The following is a 12,474-nucleotide window of genomic DNA, read 5'->3' as shown; positions in this document are numbered from 1 at the left end:
CTTGCCGTATCGACTGCGATGACGACGCGCGGCCCGACCGGTGCCTGCCGTGCGCATTTCGAGCGGAGGCACGATGACGATTCCGAAACGACGACCAGGCGTGCGTTATGAGATCAACGTATGCGGCGGCGGATTCGATTCGGTGAAGAGCCATTTCAACGAATGGAAACACGAACCGCTGATCTACCGGCCCGAGCGCCGGATGTTCGAAGGCAAGGCCGACGTGCGGCCGTTGGGCGACGAGACGTTCGGTTCGACCGAACCGGCGCGTTTCGCGCTGCAGCGCGCGTGCGAGCCGTCCGATTCGTATGCGCTGGCGGCGTGCGTGAAGGACAACGGCCGCGAGCTGTGGCTCGTGATGGCCGCGTACGACGCATAACGAGGTGCTTGAAAGATTTGCAGCGAACGGTGTAGCGAAGGCACGACGCGTCGCATGGGGCCGCGCGGGTTCGCGCCGGCGCCCGCATGCGGGCGTCGCGACTGAACGGCATGCGCATTGCGGGACCTTCGTATCCAGTCACGACCGCCGCACACGATGCCGATCCGAACCCGCCCCGATGGAATGCCGATGAAACACGATCCCGCGCAATGGCTGCAGCGGCCCATCCCGCCGTTCCCCGACCTCGAGCCGGATCCCGACGACCCCGATCCCGACGACTTGCCGCCCGACGTGCCCGAACCGCACCGGCAACCGGCAGGCGATCCGCCCGGGACCGCGCCGCCCGAGCGCGATCCGCCGTCGCGGCCGCCGCCCGTGCATGCGCCGCCGGTCGGCGGGACAGGGCGACTGCATGCGCAGGCGCGGCGATGAGCGTCCGCGTGAAACCCGGCGTGCTGCGCGAGATCGCCGAGACGCTCGGCCGCCATTTCGAAGCGCGCGCGATGCCGTTCCACATCGAGGAGCGGCCGGCCGGTGCATTGCATATCGGCTTTCGCGTCGACGGCCATCCGGCGTCGCTGTCGGTGTCCTTCGACGCCGACGCATTCGCCGCGCTCGAGCGGGCCGGCATCGAACGGCAGCGCGGCACGCTCGCGCGTGTCGCGGCCGAATTCGACACGATGATGGCGCGCCGCACGCCGACCGCCTATGCCGGCGATTTCCATTTCAACCGGCTCTGAGCCATCGATCCAACGGAGGTATTCGATGAACACGATCCAGACGATACGCGCGGGCGCCCTTGCGTTCGCCGCCGCGTGCGCGCTGGCCGCCTGCACGCAACCGACGAACGGCCCCTACGGTGCGCACGGGGCGCCGCCCGCACCGCCGGATGGCCGCGGCGCGCAGTCGACCACGACGATGCCGGACGCGAATACGCGCTACGACACGCGTCCGTCGCCGGGCAACATGATGCCGCAGGGCGCGGCCGGCGGTGAACCGGCCGACGTGCCGCCGCCGGGGCCGAACGGTGCGCAGGGCGACCGGCCGTTGCCGGGCACGCCGCCGCCGATGCAGTACTGATCGAGCGTTTTCCGCGCATCACGTACGGCAGGTGGCGGCGTTCGGGGGGTACATCCGGATGCCCTTACGGACGAGCGAATGGCGTGCCCCAAAACTTGCCGCGGGCTTGTAAAAAAGCGGCCCCGGCCAGCGTCGAAGCGGGGTGCGAACCCGCGAGAACTGCGAGGCGACGCGCTTCGCCGAATTGGCACGAAAGCTGCGTAAGTCGTGCAGACGACCTAACGCGAACCGAATAATCAGGAGGCTTTCGATGCCCGTCTCGCTTGCGTTGCAGATGCGACAGCATCTGGCACTTACGCCGAGGCTTCAGCAGTCGCTGCGGCTGCTGCAGTTGTCCTCGCTCGAATTTCAACAGGAATTGCGGCAGGCGCTCGACATGAACCCGTTTCTCGAAGACGGCCCGGGCGACGAGGAAGCCGCCGACGGCGCGCCGGAGCAGCCGGCGGAAGCGGCCGCGCCCGAAGCGGCGCCCGAGCCCGAGGATGTCCGGCCGCCCGACGGCGAGGTGCCGCTGACGGCGGCGCCCGCGCCGCGCGGCACGAACCGCCAGGGCGACGATGCGGACGGCCTGTCGCCGGGCGAATGGATCGCCGCCGAACCGTCGCTGCATCAGCAGCTGCACGATGCGCTCAGGCTGTATCCGTTGAACAGGCACGATCGCGAAGCCGCGCGCATCGTGATCGACGCGCTCGACGACGACGGCTACCTGCGCCAGGAGCTGGCCGAGCTGCGGGTCGCGGCCGATCCGGCGCTGCTGCTGTCGGAGCAGGATCTCGCGATCGCGCTGCGGCTCGTGCAGATGCTCGACCGCCCGGGGATCGCGGCGCGTTCGCTGTCCGAATGTCTCGTGCTGCAACTCGACGCGATTCCGGCCGGCACGCCGGCGCTCGCGGAAGCGAAGGCGATCGCGCACGAGCATCTCGAACGGCTCGCCCGCCGCGAGACGGCGGAGATCCAGCGGCGTCTCGGCTGCAACCCGCAGACGATGCACGCCGCCTGCGCGCTGGTGCGCGGGCTCGACCCGCGCCCCGGCAGTCATTACGGCAGCACGCGCGGCGACTACGTGGTGCCCGACGTGATCGTGCGCCAGGTCCGCGACGAATGGATCGTGACGATCAACCCGGCCGTGCTGCCGCGCGCGCGCCTGCACGAGCGCTACGCGACGCTGTTCGCGCAGTCGAGCGGCGAGCGCGATTCGCCGCTCGGCCAGCAGCTTCAGGAAGCGCGCTGGCTGATCCGCAACGTGCAGAAGCGCTTCGACACCATCCAGCGCGTAGGCGAATGCATCGTCGCGCGGCAACGCGATTTCTTTCGTTACGGCGAGATCGCGATGAAGCCGCTCGTGCTGCGCGACATCGCGGAAGAGCTCGACCTGCACGAATCGACCGTGTCGCGCGCGACGGGCAACAAGTACATGGCCACGCCGCACGGCACGTTCGAGTTCAAGCATTTTTTCCCGCGCAAGCTCGAGGCGGCCGGCAAGGGCGTGTGCTCGGCGTCGGCGGCGAAGGTGCTGATCCGCGACATGATCGCGGCCGAGCGGCAAACCGAGCCGCTGTCCGACGTCGCGCTCACGGAGAACCTCGCGGGCCGCGGCATTCTTCTTGCGCGTCGTACGGTGACGAAGTATCGGCAGGCGATGAAGATTCCGGCGGCCGACCTGCGGCGTCGCGATGCCGCGTGACGTGACGGCTTGCCCGCCGAACCGATCTTCGACCGCGCGCGGCGCCGCCCGTCGTGTCGGCCCGCGCATCCATCCACGACAGGAGTGCAACCATGCCAGCAAAATCCCAGGCCCAGCAGCGTGCCGCAGGCGCGGCGCTGTCGGCCAAGCGCGGTGAAACGAAGATGAAGGATCTCAAACCGCCGGCGAAGTCGATGGCCGAGTCGATGAGCGAGAAAGAGCTCGAGAAAATGGCTTCCACGCCCGTGCGCGGCAAACCGAAACACAAGCACGATGCGTGACCGACGACGACGTTTGGTGACGACCGCTGTCATCCAGGAGGGTTCCATGCTTCGATACGCCATCATCTTCTTCATCATCGCGATCGTCGCCGCCGTGTTCGGCTTCGGCGGGATTGCGGCCGGCGCGGCCGAGATCGCGAAGATCCTGTTCTACATCTTCGTCGTGATCTTCCTGGTCACGCTGCTGCTGGGCGTCGTGCGACGATGAGTGCCGCGCCCGACCGGTCGCAGCGCGTGGCCGAACTCGAACATGCGCTCGCGATCGGCTTTCCGTCGCAGTCGACCGTCGTCGTGCACGCGGACGACGCATCCGGCGGCCTGACGATCCAGGTGTCGTGGGTGCGCGTGCCGTCCGACGAGGACGCGCGCGAATGGCGTTGCGCGGTCGACCTGCGGTTCGATCCCGACGTCGTCGATCGCTACGTTTTGCTCGACGCGGCCGACCGGCTGCGCGTGCGCACGCAGTTGTGCGACCGCGCGCGGCGCGCGGTGGACGAGCGCAAGCCGCGCGTCGAGGATGCCGCGATCGAATGCAGCGTGACGCTCGACGTGACGCGCGCCGAATTCGACGCGGCGCTAGCCGCGCCCTGACGCCGCGGCCGGCGTCGCGGGCGCGGTCGAGGCCCGTCGTACCGGTTTCGCTGCCGTCAACACGCGCGCCGCGACGCGGCGGTTTGCGTGGCGGCTGCCCGTCCGGCTGCTCATCCGAATGCCACGAGGATCTGTCGATGACCCGTTCCCCATCCGCCGGCAACACCGCATCCGCGCAGTCGACCGACCACGCGAAGTCGCACCAGCTCGGCGAACACCGCTCGCGGCCCGACCACGAAGCGCCGTGTACCCGCCCGGTCACGCGGATCGCAACGCCCGGCGCGCGCCCGGCGCCCGTCGAACAGATGCGCGACGCGCTTCACGCCGCCGCGCTGCCGGCCTAGCGCCGCGCGATCATGGACATCGTCGTCGCGCTGTTCGGACAGGGCCGGATGCTCGGCCCCGGGCAGATGGCGCTGCGTGCGATCGTCGTATCCCTGGTCGCGCTCGTGCTGATCCGCATCGCCGGGCGGCGCGCGTTCGGCCAGCGTTCGCCGTTCGACTACGTGGTCGGGATCCTGCTCGGCGCGATCCTGAGCCGCGCGATGGTCGGTGCGTCGCCGTTCGTGGCGACCGTCGCGGCGTCGTTCGCGATCGCGCTGCTGCATCGCGCGATCGGCTGGGCCTGCGTGCGCTCGCGCCGGCTCGAGCGGCTGCTGGTGGGCGTCGAGCGCGAGGTGTATCGCAACGGCCGTTTCGACGACGCGCAGATGCGTGCCGCGCTGCTCACGCCCACCGACATCCGCGAAAGCGTGCGGCAGGCGCTCGGCGCGACCGACCTGTCCGACGTCGATGCGGCGATCCTGGAGCGCAACGGCCACGTCAGCATCGTGCGGCGCAGCCGCTGCCGCAGGCCGTGACTTTCGCCGGACCCCACACGCCGCAAGGAGGACATCGATGGCACGGATGATCTGGAAAGGCGCGATCAGCTTCGGGCTCGTTCACGTGCCCGTGCAGCTGTTCCCGGCCACGCGTACGGTGAAGCCGTCGTTCCGCCTGCTCGACAGGCGCTCGATGGACCCGGTCGGCTATCGGCAGATCAACAAGCGCACCGGCCGAGAAGTCACGCGCGAGGACATCGTGCGCGGCTACGAGTACGAGAAGGAGCGCTATGTCGTGCTGACCGACGACGAGATCCGCGCGGCGAACCCCGAATCGACGCAGACGGTCGACATCGTCACGTTCGTCGACGAAGGCGCCGTGTCGTTCCTGTATCTCGACACGCCGTACTACCTCGTGCCGGACCGCAAGGGCGAAAAGGTCTACGCGCTGCTGCGCGATGCGCTGAAGGACAGCGGCAAGATCGGCATCGCGCACGTCGTGATGCGCGACCGTCAGCATCTCGGCGCGCTGATTCCGGTCGGGCCGCTGCTCGCGCTCGATACGCTGCGCTGGCAGGAGGAGCTGCGCCCGCTCGACGAACTGTCGGTGCCGGCCGGCGATGCGAAGCGCGCGGGCGTCAGTGCGCGCGAACTCGCGATGGCGAAGAAGCTGATCGACGACATGTCGGGTTCGTGGACACCCGACGAGTATCACGACACGTTTCGCGACGACATCCTCGACCTGGTCGAACGCAAGGTGCGCGCGGGCCGGATCGAGGAGATCGAGGACAGGCCCGCGCAGACGGGGCGCGCGGCGTCCAACGTGGTCGACCTGACCGAGTTGCTGAAGCACAGCCTGAAGGGCGGCGGTGCGCGGGCAGCCGAAGCGGACGACGAGGCGGATGCCGGGGCGCCGGCATCTTCGCGTGCCGCCGGTGCGCGGCGCAAACCGGTTGCGAAAGCGCCGACGAAAGCGCCGACGAAAGGGGCCGCGAAGGGTGCAGAAAAGGGTGCAGAAAAAGGTGCCGCGAAGGCGCCCGCAAAACGCGCGGCCGCGAAGCACGGCACGGCCGTGGCGCACCCGGCGAAGAAGATCGCCGCGCGCCGCAAGCACGCCGCATGACCGCGCGCGACGGAGGACGACGCAATGGCCGCGAAACTCGACCCCTATCGCCGCAAACGCCGCTTCGACGCGACGCCGGAGCCCGAGGGCGCGCACGGGCGGCGGCGCGCGCCCGCCGACGCGGACGCGCGGCAGTCGCGGAAGGCGGGAACGTCCGCGCGCACGGCCCGGCCGTTGCGCTTCGTGATCCAGGAGCACCACGCGAGGCGGCTGCACTACGACTTCCGTCTCGAACTCGACGGCACGCTGAAATCGTGGGCCGTGCCGAAAGGGCCGAGCGTCGATCCGGCGGTGAAACGGCTGGCCGTGCACGTCGAGGACCATCCGCTCGAATACGCGTCGTTCGAAGGCGAGATTCCGGCCGGACATTACGGTGCGGGCTCGGTCGTCGTGTGGGACGAAGGAACGTGGACGCCCGACGGCGGCGTCGCGCAGGCACGCGCGGGCTACCGTGCCGGCAAGCTGACGTTCCGGCTCGACGGCGCGAAGCTGCACGGCGGCTGGGCGCTGGTGCGCAGCGGGCGGCAGCAGGGGCGCCAGGAGCAATGGCTGCTGATCAAGGAACGCGACGACGACGCGCGCGATGCGGCGGCGTTCGATGTCGTCGCGCAGCGGCCGGGCAGCGTGCATGACGGGCACACGCAGGCCGCGCGCGGGAAGGGGAACGGCGCGGTGCCGCCCCCTGCGCGTGCCGCGCGGCGCGGCCACGGCAACGCGCCGGGCACGCACGACGGCGACGCGGGCAGTCCGTCGACAGACCTGTCTCGCATGGACGGCGCCGTGCGCGCGGCGTTGCCCGAGCGCATCGCGCCGCAACTCGCGACGCTGGTCGATGCGCCGCCTGCGCACGGCGACTGGCGCTACGAAGTGAAATTCGACGGTTACCGGATCCTCGCGCGGATCGCCGGTCGCGGCGCGCGGCGGCACGTCACGCTGATGACGCGCGAAGGCCGCGACTGGACCGCGAAGCTGCGTGCGCAGCGCGATGCGCTCGCCGCGCTCGAGGTCGACAACGCATGGCTCGACGGCGAAGCCGTCGTGCTCCGCGAGAACGGCCTGCCCGATTTCCAGGCGCTGCAGAACGCGCTCGGCGCGGGCCGCTCGGACTCGGTGACGCTGTTCGTGTTCGACCTGCCGTTTCTCGACGGATACGACCTGCGCGACGTGCCGCTCGCCGCCCGTCGCGCGCTGCTCGAGCCGCTGCTCGACGGCTGCGATCCGGCCCGGCTGCGTTTTTCACCCGACCTCGGCGACGACGTCGTGCCGCTGATCGCGCACGCGTGCGACACGGGGCTCGAAGGGTTGATCGGCAAGCGCGCGGAGTCGCGTTATCGCGGCGGCCGCTCGCCCGCCTGGATCAAGCTGAAATGCCGGCGGCGGCAGGAGTTCGTGATCGGCGGCTACACCGAGCCGGCGGGCAGCCGGCACGGCTTCGGCGCGCTGCTGCTCGGCGTGCATGCGCCGGACGCGGGCGGCAAGCGGTCACGCGGCACGCCGCCGTTGCGCTATGTCGGCCGCGTCGGCACCGGGTTCGACACGCGCCTGCTCGACCGGCTCGCGGCCATGCTGCGCAAGCACGAGCGCGACACGACGCCGTTCGACCCGCCGCCGCACGAACGGTCGCGCACGCGCGTGCACTGGGTCGAGCCGACGCTCGTCGCCGAATGCGAATTCGCGGAATGGACGGGCGACGGGATCGTGCGGCAGGCGTCGTTCATCGCGCTGCGCGAAGACAAGCCGGCGCGGCGGATCGTCCGCGAGGTGCCGCGCCATACCGAATCGGAGACGACGATGGACGAACCCCAGGCAGCGCATGGCAATCCGCATGCACCGCATACCGATACCGGGCACGACCGCCGGCCGCGCGCGCGAACGCATGCGTCCGCCGGCCGCGCGCCCGGCGAACCCGGCGTCGATCACGTCGACCGCGTGCGCATCACGCATCCCGATCGCGTGCTCGACCCGCGCAGCGGCACGCGCAAGATCGACCTCGCGCATTACTGGTCATGGGTCGCACCGTGGCTGCTCCCCGACCTGAAAGGCCGGCCCGTATCGCTCGTGCGCGCGCCGGGCGACATCGCCGGCGAACTGTTCTTCCAGAAGCATGCGGAACGCCGGGAAATCCCGTTCGTCAGGCAGCACGAGGGGCTTGATCCCGGCCACGGCCCGCTGCTGTCGATCGACAGCGTCGACGCGCTGCTCGGCGCCGCGCAGATGGGCACGATCGAGCTGCACACGTGGAACGCACACGCGTCGAACATCGAGCGGCCCGACCGGATCGTGTTCGACCTCGATCCCGATCCGGCGCTGCCGTGGCGCGCGATGATCGACGCCGCGCAGATCGTGCGCGGGCTGCTCGACGAACTGGGGCTCGTGTCGTTCTGCAAGACGAGCGGCGGCAAGGGGCTGCATGTCGTCGTGCCGCTCACGCGGCATGCGGGCTGGGACGACGTGAAGGACTTCTCCCGCGCGGTCGCGCAGCACGTCGCCGCTACGGTGCCCGAGCGCTTCACCGCGACGATGGGGCCGCGCCACCGGCGCGGCAGGATCTTCGTCGACTACCTGCGCAACGGCCGCGGCGCGAGCACGATCGCCGCGTACTCGCTGCGGGCGCGGCCCGGCATGGGCGTGTCGGTGCCGCTCGAATGGGACGAGGTGCCCGCTACGACGGGCGGCGCGCAATGGACGATCGACACGCTGCGCGAACGGCTCGACGCGCTGAAACGCGACCCGTGGGAAGGTTATGCGCACACGCGCCAGCGCATCACGGCGTCGATGCGTGCGCGGCTCGGGGCGCAAACGTGAACCCGTCAGCGCCGATGCTGCAGCCGGTGATACCAGTTCATCAGCGGCGTCGCGGAGATCCCGTGCGCGATCACCGAGGCCGATACGACGACCAGCACCGGCGCCGCCAGCGAGCGCACCGCGCCGGACGGCGCGTGCTCGATCGCGAACAGCAGGTAGTAGAACGAGCCGATCCCGCGAATGCCGAACCAGGCCATCAGCCGACGCTGCGCCTGCGTCGCACGCGAACCGGCGAGCGTGACCAGCACCGCCAGCGGCCGTACGACGACGAACAGCACGGCGGCCAGCGCGGCCGCCCCCCACGTGAGCAGCGGGCCCGGCAGCGTCGCGAGCACGCTGCCGACCATCGTCATCACGACGGCTTCCGCGATCCGTTCGAGTTCGATCGTGAAGCCGAGCACCGATTCGGCCATGAACGCGTGCGCCTTCTCCGGATGCTTCTCGGTGGCGACGACGTCTTCCGAATCGATCTGGCCGATCACTTCACGCGGCCTGCGGTCGCCGCTCGCACGGTGCTCGACGCGGCGCATCGCGACACCGGCCGCGAACGTCGCGACGAAGCCGAACGTGTGCGCGAGCTGCGCGGCGCCGAACGACAGCACGATCAGCGCGAGCGCGAAGAAGCCTTCGAGGCCGAGCGCCTGCGCGTGCCGCGTGCGCAGCCAGCCGATCAGTTTCGTCGTCGCCCAGCCGAGGGCGCCGCCGATCGCGGCCGCGCCCGCGATGCCCCACAGCGCGACGAGCGCGAACGCGCCGGACAGCGGCGCGAGCCCGTAGGTCGCGTCGCGCGTGCCGCACAGTGCGAGCCCCGCGAGCGCGAACGGCAAGGCGATGCCGTCGTTCAACCCGCCTTCGCCGGACAGCGCGAAGCGCACGAGATCGCGATCGCCCGGGTCGTGCACCTGCACGTCGTGCGCGAGCACGGGGTCGGTCGGTGCGAGGATCGCCGCGAGCAGCAGCGCCGGGCCCCAGCCGAGCCCGAGCGCGAGCACCGCGCACGCGGCGAGCAGCGGCACGGTGACGATCATCGCGAGCAAGCCGAGGCGGCACGGCACGAGCCACAGCCGGTCGGTCAGCGGCACGCGCAGCCGCAGCCCGATCGCGAACAGCGACACGAGCAGCGCGATTTCGACGATTTCACGCAGCAACGGCGCGTCGCGTTCGAGGTCGAGCTGCAGCAGGCCGGCGCCGGCCGGGCCGAGCGCGACGCCGAGCACGAGATAGATCATCGCGGTGCTGCACGGCAGGTGGCGCAGCGCCGACGTCGCGACGCCCATGCCCAGCAGTACCGCGCCGATGATCAGGTACCAGAGCGTCTCGTGCATGCGCGGGTTCGCGGCAGGCGGGGAAGGCGGACGCGCAACCCGTCAGGGCTTGCGGCCGAATGCCTCGCGCAGTTTGCGTTTCGCGCGTTCGAGCGTCGTGCGGCGCGTTTTCGGCAGGTTGCGGCCCGCGCGGTTCACGTAGAAGTTCAGCATCGACATCGCCGACTGGAACGGCGACGCCTTGCGGCGGCGGCTGTGTTCGGCCGAACGCTTCAGCGACGCGGCGATCGCCTCCGGATCGTCGGACTTGAAGATGTCGGGTTCGATGTCGAGCGCATCGCTGCGTTGCGTGACTTCGCCCGACCAGCGCTTGCGGTGTGCCGGATCGGCGCTGCGGGCGCGGCCGGGACGGCGCGTGAGGCGCTTGCCGTGTGCGTGGGAAGCAGAAGCGGAAGGCATGTGACGGGGCTCCGTATGGGGTCGAGGGATGGTCCTGCGGAGACGGGCGACGCAATCCGCGTGCCGCGCCGCGGGCGGGCGCGGACGTCGGCATGGGCATTGCTGGAACGGCGTTGCCGGAAGGCACGAGCAGGCATTTCCGTTACCGCATCATCACCACGGAGCACACGCCATGAAGCCGGCAACCGATCCGAAGCCGGTCGCGCGGCGCGATGACGGCGCGGTTTCCCGGGACGGGCGCGCGGCCACCACGCAGGAGGACATCATGCAATCGAATTCCCGGATTTGGCTGGAGAACGACGAGATCGACGGCGAGGCGGTCGACGTGGACGATCTCGACACGACGGTTCATGTCGACGTCGCGACGGGCAGGGTCATGTTCCACGCGGCGTGGGCGAATGCGCTCGAGGCGCCGCCCGAGGTGGCGCGGTATTCGGTCGTGCTCGCGCTCGACTGCGACACGATGGAGCATTACGCGGATCTCGACGACGGCGCACGCACGCGCGTGCATGCGATGCTGCACGAGGCCGTGCAGCAGACGCTCGATCAGTTGCCCGACACCGACGAATACCTGACGCTGACGATCGAACTGACCGACGCGATGCTCGATGCGGCGCGGCACCTGCAGTAATCGTTGCGGGCCGACGTGCCGCATTGGATTACATCCCGTTGAAATCTTTGCAGCCGGGCACGCGGCGACGTCGAACCGGGCCGGCCGGGCGCATGCGCGTGCCGGCCTCGATGCGATCGCGGGTCGTTCCCCGGCTGGTGCCGCGATGCGAACGGGTGCGACCCTGGACGTGCGTGTACGGCGGCCTCCCCGGCCGGCACGCCGATTGCTGCACGACCGATGCGGCGCGACGTGTGCCGCCCATCCGAAGGAGACGTTCATGAGCGGCAGGCTGGAGCATTGCAAGGTGGCCATCCTCGCGGTCGACGGATTCGAGGAAGCTGAACTCGTCGAGCCGCAGCGCGCGCTCGCCGCCGAGGGCGCGCAGGTCGACGTGATTTCGCAGAAGCGCGGCGAGATCCAGGGTTTCCGGCACGTCGACAAGGGCGAGCGCGTGAAGGTCGACCGCACGTTCGACGACGCGCGCGAAGGCGATTACGACGCGGTCGTGCTGCCTGGCGGCGTCGTGAACGGCGACGCGATCCGGATGCTGCCGGCCGCGCGCGAATTCGTGACGGCGGCCGTCGGCGCCGGCAAGCCGATCGCGGCGATCTGCCACGGCGGCTGGCTGCTCGTGTCGGCCGGGCTCGTGGAGGGCCGCACGATGACGAGCTGGCCGAGCCTGCAGGACGATATCCGTCATGCGGGCGGCAAGTGGGTCGACGAGGAGGTCGTGCGCGACGGCAACCTGATCACGAGCCGCAAGCCCGCCGACCTGCCCGCGTTCAATGGCGCGCTGGTCGAGCGCCTTGCGTCGCGGGGGGCGTAAGCCGATGCCGGCCGAATCCGCCCGTCGCGTGACGCTGACCGACACGCCGCCCGTGTTCGACGGAGCGGCGCTGCAGTTGAGTTTCATCGTCGACGTCGATGGCGTGCCGCAGACCTGCGCGATCACGGTCGAGGCGCTGGAGGATCATTTCGGCGCGCAGTCCGCGCTGGAGGCCGACCTGCGCGATGCGTTCGAACGCGGCCGCGCGCGCATCGAGGCCGCGTGCGCGGAGGTGCTGGCCGACGGCGGCGGGGCGGACGTGGTGCTGCATAGCGGTTATTTCCGTGCGCCGGGCGGTCGGGCGCGGGCCGGGCTGTTTGGTCCGGGGAAGTCCTGACCTCCGTCGCGCTTCCCGAAGCGTCATTTCGCGACGCATCCAGCCACCCGGCCATCCAGCCACCCGCATTACACGCCGTTGAAAACTTTGCCGCGCGCCGCAGGCGTTGCCCGGTGCCACATCGCGCCGCGCGCCGAGCGCGCGGTGCGGTTCGCATGGCGTCGACTGGCATGTTCCCTGCATGAATGGCCTGTTGCCGGCGCACGATTC

The 12,474-nt window shown here is 70.3% G+C and carries 17 protein-coding genes; 15 read left to right on the top strand and 2 right to left on the bottom strand.

Features of this window, described 5'->3' with window-relative positions:
• Nucleotides 1-73: 73 nt before the first annotated feature.
• From APZ15_RS36570 to ligD, 12 genes are all read left to right on the top strand, one after another.
• Nucleotides 74-379: a hypothetical protein gene (locus APZ15_RS36570; RefSeq protein ID WP_027792520.1), complete on the top strand. Its 306-nt coding sequence runs from the start codon at nucleotides 74-76 to the stop codon at nucleotides 377-379.
• 189 nt (nucleotides 380-568) lie between these two features.
• Nucleotides 569-811, top strand: a complete 243-nt coding sequence (locus tag APZ15_RS36565; protein WP_034196272.1) for a hypothetical protein — start codon at nucleotides 569-571, stop codon at nucleotides 809-811.
• Nucleotides 808-1,119 carry a hypothetical protein gene (locus tag APZ15_RS36560; RefSeq protein WP_027792521.1) on the top strand — a complete coding sequence of 104 codons (312 nt, stop codon included), beginning with the start codon at nucleotides 808-810 and terminating at the stop codon, nucleotides 1,117-1,119. Before APZ15_RS36565 ends, APZ15_RS36560 begins: the two co-directional genes overlap by 4 nt.
• Nucleotides 1,120-1,144: 25 nt before the next feature.
• Nucleotides 1,145-1,459 carry a hypothetical protein gene (locus tag APZ15_RS36555; RefSeq protein WP_027792522.1) on the top strand — a complete coding sequence of 105 codons (315 nt, stop codon included), beginning with the start codon at nucleotides 1,145-1,147 and terminating at the stop codon, nucleotides 1,457-1,459.
• Between the two features lie 250 nt (nucleotides 1,460-1,709).
• On the top strand, nucleotides 1,710-3,143 hold the full coding sequence (rpoN, locus tag APZ15_RS36550) for an RNA polymerase factor sigma-54 (protein ID WP_027792523.1): 1,434 nt from the start codon (nucleotides 1,710-1,712) through the stop codon (nucleotides 3,141-3,143).
• Nucleotides 3,144-3,235: 92 nt separating this feature from the next.
• The gene (locus APZ15_RS36545) at nucleotides 3,236-3,424 is read left to right on the top strand and encodes a DUF3008 family protein (protein ID WP_027792524.1); all 189 of its coding nucleotides are present in this window, start codon (nucleotides 3,236-3,238) and stop codon (nucleotides 3,422-3,424) included.
• A gap of 46 nt (nucleotides 3,425-3,470) precedes the next feature.
• On the top strand, nucleotides 3,471-3,632 hold the full coding sequence (locus APZ15_RS40430) for a DUF1328 family protein (protein WP_027792525.1): 162 nt from the start codon (nucleotides 3,471-3,473) through the stop codon (nucleotides 3,630-3,632).
• Entirely contained in the window at nucleotides 3,629-4,015 is a 387-nt protein-coding gene (locus APZ15_RS36540) for a DUF3022 domain-containing protein (protein WP_027792526.1), read from the top strand. Before APZ15_RS40430 ends, APZ15_RS36540 begins: the two co-directional genes overlap by 4 nt.
• Nucleotides 4,016-4,152: 137 nt before the next feature.
• Nucleotides 4,153-4,359, top strand: coding sequence for a hypothetical protein (locus APZ15_RS36535; RefSeq protein WP_057056495.1), 207 nt, complete (start codon nucleotides 4,153-4,155; stop codon nucleotides 4,357-4,359).
• 12 nt (nucleotides 4,360-4,371) lie between these two features.
• Nucleotides 4,372-4,875, top strand: coding sequence for a DUF421 domain-containing protein (locus tag APZ15_RS36530; RefSeq protein ID WP_027792528.1), 504 nt, complete (start codon nucleotides 4,372-4,374; stop codon nucleotides 4,873-4,875).
• A gap of 37 nt (nucleotides 4,876-4,912) precedes the next feature.
• Nucleotides 4,913-5,959, top strand: a complete 1,047-nt coding sequence (ku, locus tag APZ15_RS36525) for a non-homologous end joining protein Ku (protein ID WP_027792529.1) — start codon at nucleotides 4,913-4,915, stop codon at nucleotides 5,957-5,959.
• A 24-nt stretch (nucleotides 5,960-5,983) separates the two neighbouring features.
• The gene (gene ligD, locus APZ15_RS36520; protein ID WP_027792530.1) at nucleotides 5,984-8,764 is read left to right on the top strand and encodes a DNA ligase D; all 2,781 of its coding nucleotides are present in this window, start codon (nucleotides 5,984-5,986) and stop codon (nucleotides 8,762-8,764) included.
• A 5-nt stretch (nucleotides 8,765-8,769) separates the two neighbouring features.
• Here the strand turns inward: ligD and APZ15_RS36515 are convergent, their stop codons facing one another.
• Both APZ15_RS36515 and APZ15_RS36510 read right to left on the bottom strand, forming a co-directional pair.
• The gene (locus APZ15_RS36515) at nucleotides 8,770-10,089 is read right to left on the bottom strand and encodes a cation:proton antiporter domain-containing protein (RefSeq protein ID WP_027792531.1); all 1,320 of its coding nucleotides are present in this window, start codon (nucleotides 10,087-10,089) and stop codon (nucleotides 8,770-8,772) included.
• Between the two features lie 42 nt (nucleotides 10,090-10,131).
• A complete protein-coding gene (locus tag APZ15_RS36510) occupies nucleotides 10,132-10,488 on the bottom strand; it encodes a DUF3175 domain-containing protein (RefSeq protein ID WP_027792532.1) in 357 nt (118 codons plus the stop codon).
• 265 nt (nucleotides 10,489-10,753) lie between these two features.
• On the opposite strand from APZ15_RS36510, the gene APZ15_RS36505 reads away from it, so the two are divergent.
• The 3 genes from APZ15_RS36505 (at nucleotide 10,754) to APZ15_RS36495 (ending at nucleotide 12,264) form a co-directional block, all read left to right on the top strand.
• Nucleotides 10,754-11,119, top strand: coding sequence for a hypothetical protein (locus APZ15_RS36505; protein WP_027792533.1), 366 nt, complete (start codon nucleotides 10,754-10,756; stop codon nucleotides 11,117-11,119).
• Nucleotides 11,120-11,378: 259 nt separating this feature from the next.
• Nucleotides 11,379-11,927 carry a type 1 glutamine amidotransferase domain-containing protein gene (locus APZ15_RS36500; protein ID WP_027792535.1) on the top strand — a complete coding sequence of 183 codons (549 nt, stop codon included), beginning with the start codon at nucleotides 11,379-11,381 and terminating at the stop codon, nucleotides 11,925-11,927.
• Between the two features lie 4 nt (nucleotides 11,928-11,931).
• Nucleotides 11,932-12,264, top strand: coding sequence for a DUF1488 family protein (locus APZ15_RS36495; RefSeq protein WP_027792536.1), 333 nt, complete (start codon nucleotides 11,932-11,934; stop codon nucleotides 12,262-12,264).
• The last annotated feature ends 210 nt before the right edge of the window (nucleotides 12,265-12,474 follow it).

It is taken from the genome of Burkholderia cepacia ATCC 25416, from assembly GCF_001411495.1.
Lineage (GTDB): Bacteria > Pseudomonadota > Gammaproteobacteria > Burkholderiales > Burkholderiaceae > Burkholderia > Burkholderia cepacia.
Note: the sequence above shows the minus strand (reverse complement) of the source record. Positions and strands in the feature narration are given on the sequence as shown.

Bases quoted from the DNA above. Each gene is read 5' to 3' on its own strand.
- APZ15_RS36570 (WP_027792520.1), top strand. From the start codon at position 74: ATGACGATTCCGAAACGACGACCAGGCGTGCGTTATGAGATCAACGTA.
- APZ15_RS36565 (WP_034196272.1), top strand. From the start codon at position 569: ATGAAACACGATCCCGCGCAATGGCTGCAGCGGCCCATCCCGCCGTTC.
- APZ15_RS36560 (WP_027792521.1), top strand. From the start codon at position 808: ATGAGCGTCCGCGTGAAACCCGGCGTGCTGCGCGAGATCGCCGAGACG.
- APZ15_RS36555 (WP_027792522.1), top strand. From the start codon at position 1,145: ATGAACACGATCCAGACGATACGCGCGGGCGCCCTTGCGTTCGCCGCC.
- rpoN (WP_027792523.1), top strand. From the start codon at position 1,710: ATGCCCGTCTCGCTTGCGTTGCAGATGCGACAGCATCTGGCACTTACG.
- APZ15_RS36545 (WP_027792524.1), top strand. From the start codon at position 3,236: ATGCCAGCAAAATCCCAGGCCCAGCAGCGTGCCGCAGGCGCGGCGCTG.
- APZ15_RS40430 (WP_027792525.1), top strand. From the start codon at position 3,471: ATGCTTCGATACGCCATCATCTTCTTCATCATCGCGATCGTCGCCGCC.
- APZ15_RS36540 (WP_027792526.1), top strand. From the start codon at position 3,629: ATGAGTGCCGCGCCCGACCGGTCGCAGCGCGTGGCCGAACTCGAACAT.
- APZ15_RS36535 (WP_057056495.1), top strand. From the start codon at position 4,153: ATGACCCGTTCCCCATCCGCCGGCAACACCGCATCCGCGCAGTCGACC.
- APZ15_RS36530 (WP_027792528.1), top strand. From the start codon at position 4,372: ATGGACATCGTCGTCGCGCTGTTCGGACAGGGCCGGATGCTCGGCCCC.
- ku (WP_027792529.1), top strand. From the start codon at position 4,913: ATGGCACGGATGATCTGGAAAGGCGCGATCAGCTTCGGGCTCGTTCAC.
- ligD (WP_027792530.1), top strand. From the start codon at position 5,984: ATGGCCGCGAAACTCGACCCCTATCGCCGCAAACGCCGCTTCGACGCG.
- APZ15_RS36515 (WP_027792531.1), bottom strand. From the start codon at position 10,089: ATGCACGAGACGCTCTGGTACCTGATCATCGGCGCGGTACTGCTGGGC.
- APZ15_RS36510 (WP_027792532.1), bottom strand. From the start codon at position 10,488: ATGCCTTCCGCTTCTGCTTCCCACGCACACGGCAAGCGCCTCACGCGC.
- APZ15_RS36505 (WP_027792533.1), top strand. From the start codon at position 10,754: ATGCAATCGAATTCCCGGATTTGGCTGGAGAACGACGAGATCGACGGC.
- APZ15_RS36500 (WP_027792535.1), top strand. From the start codon at position 11,379: ATGAGCGGCAGGCTGGAGCATTGCAAGGTGGCCATCCTCGCGGTCGAC.
- APZ15_RS36495 (WP_027792536.1), top strand. From the start codon at position 11,932: ATGCCGGCCGAATCCGCCCGTCGCGTGACGCTGACCGACACGCCGCCC.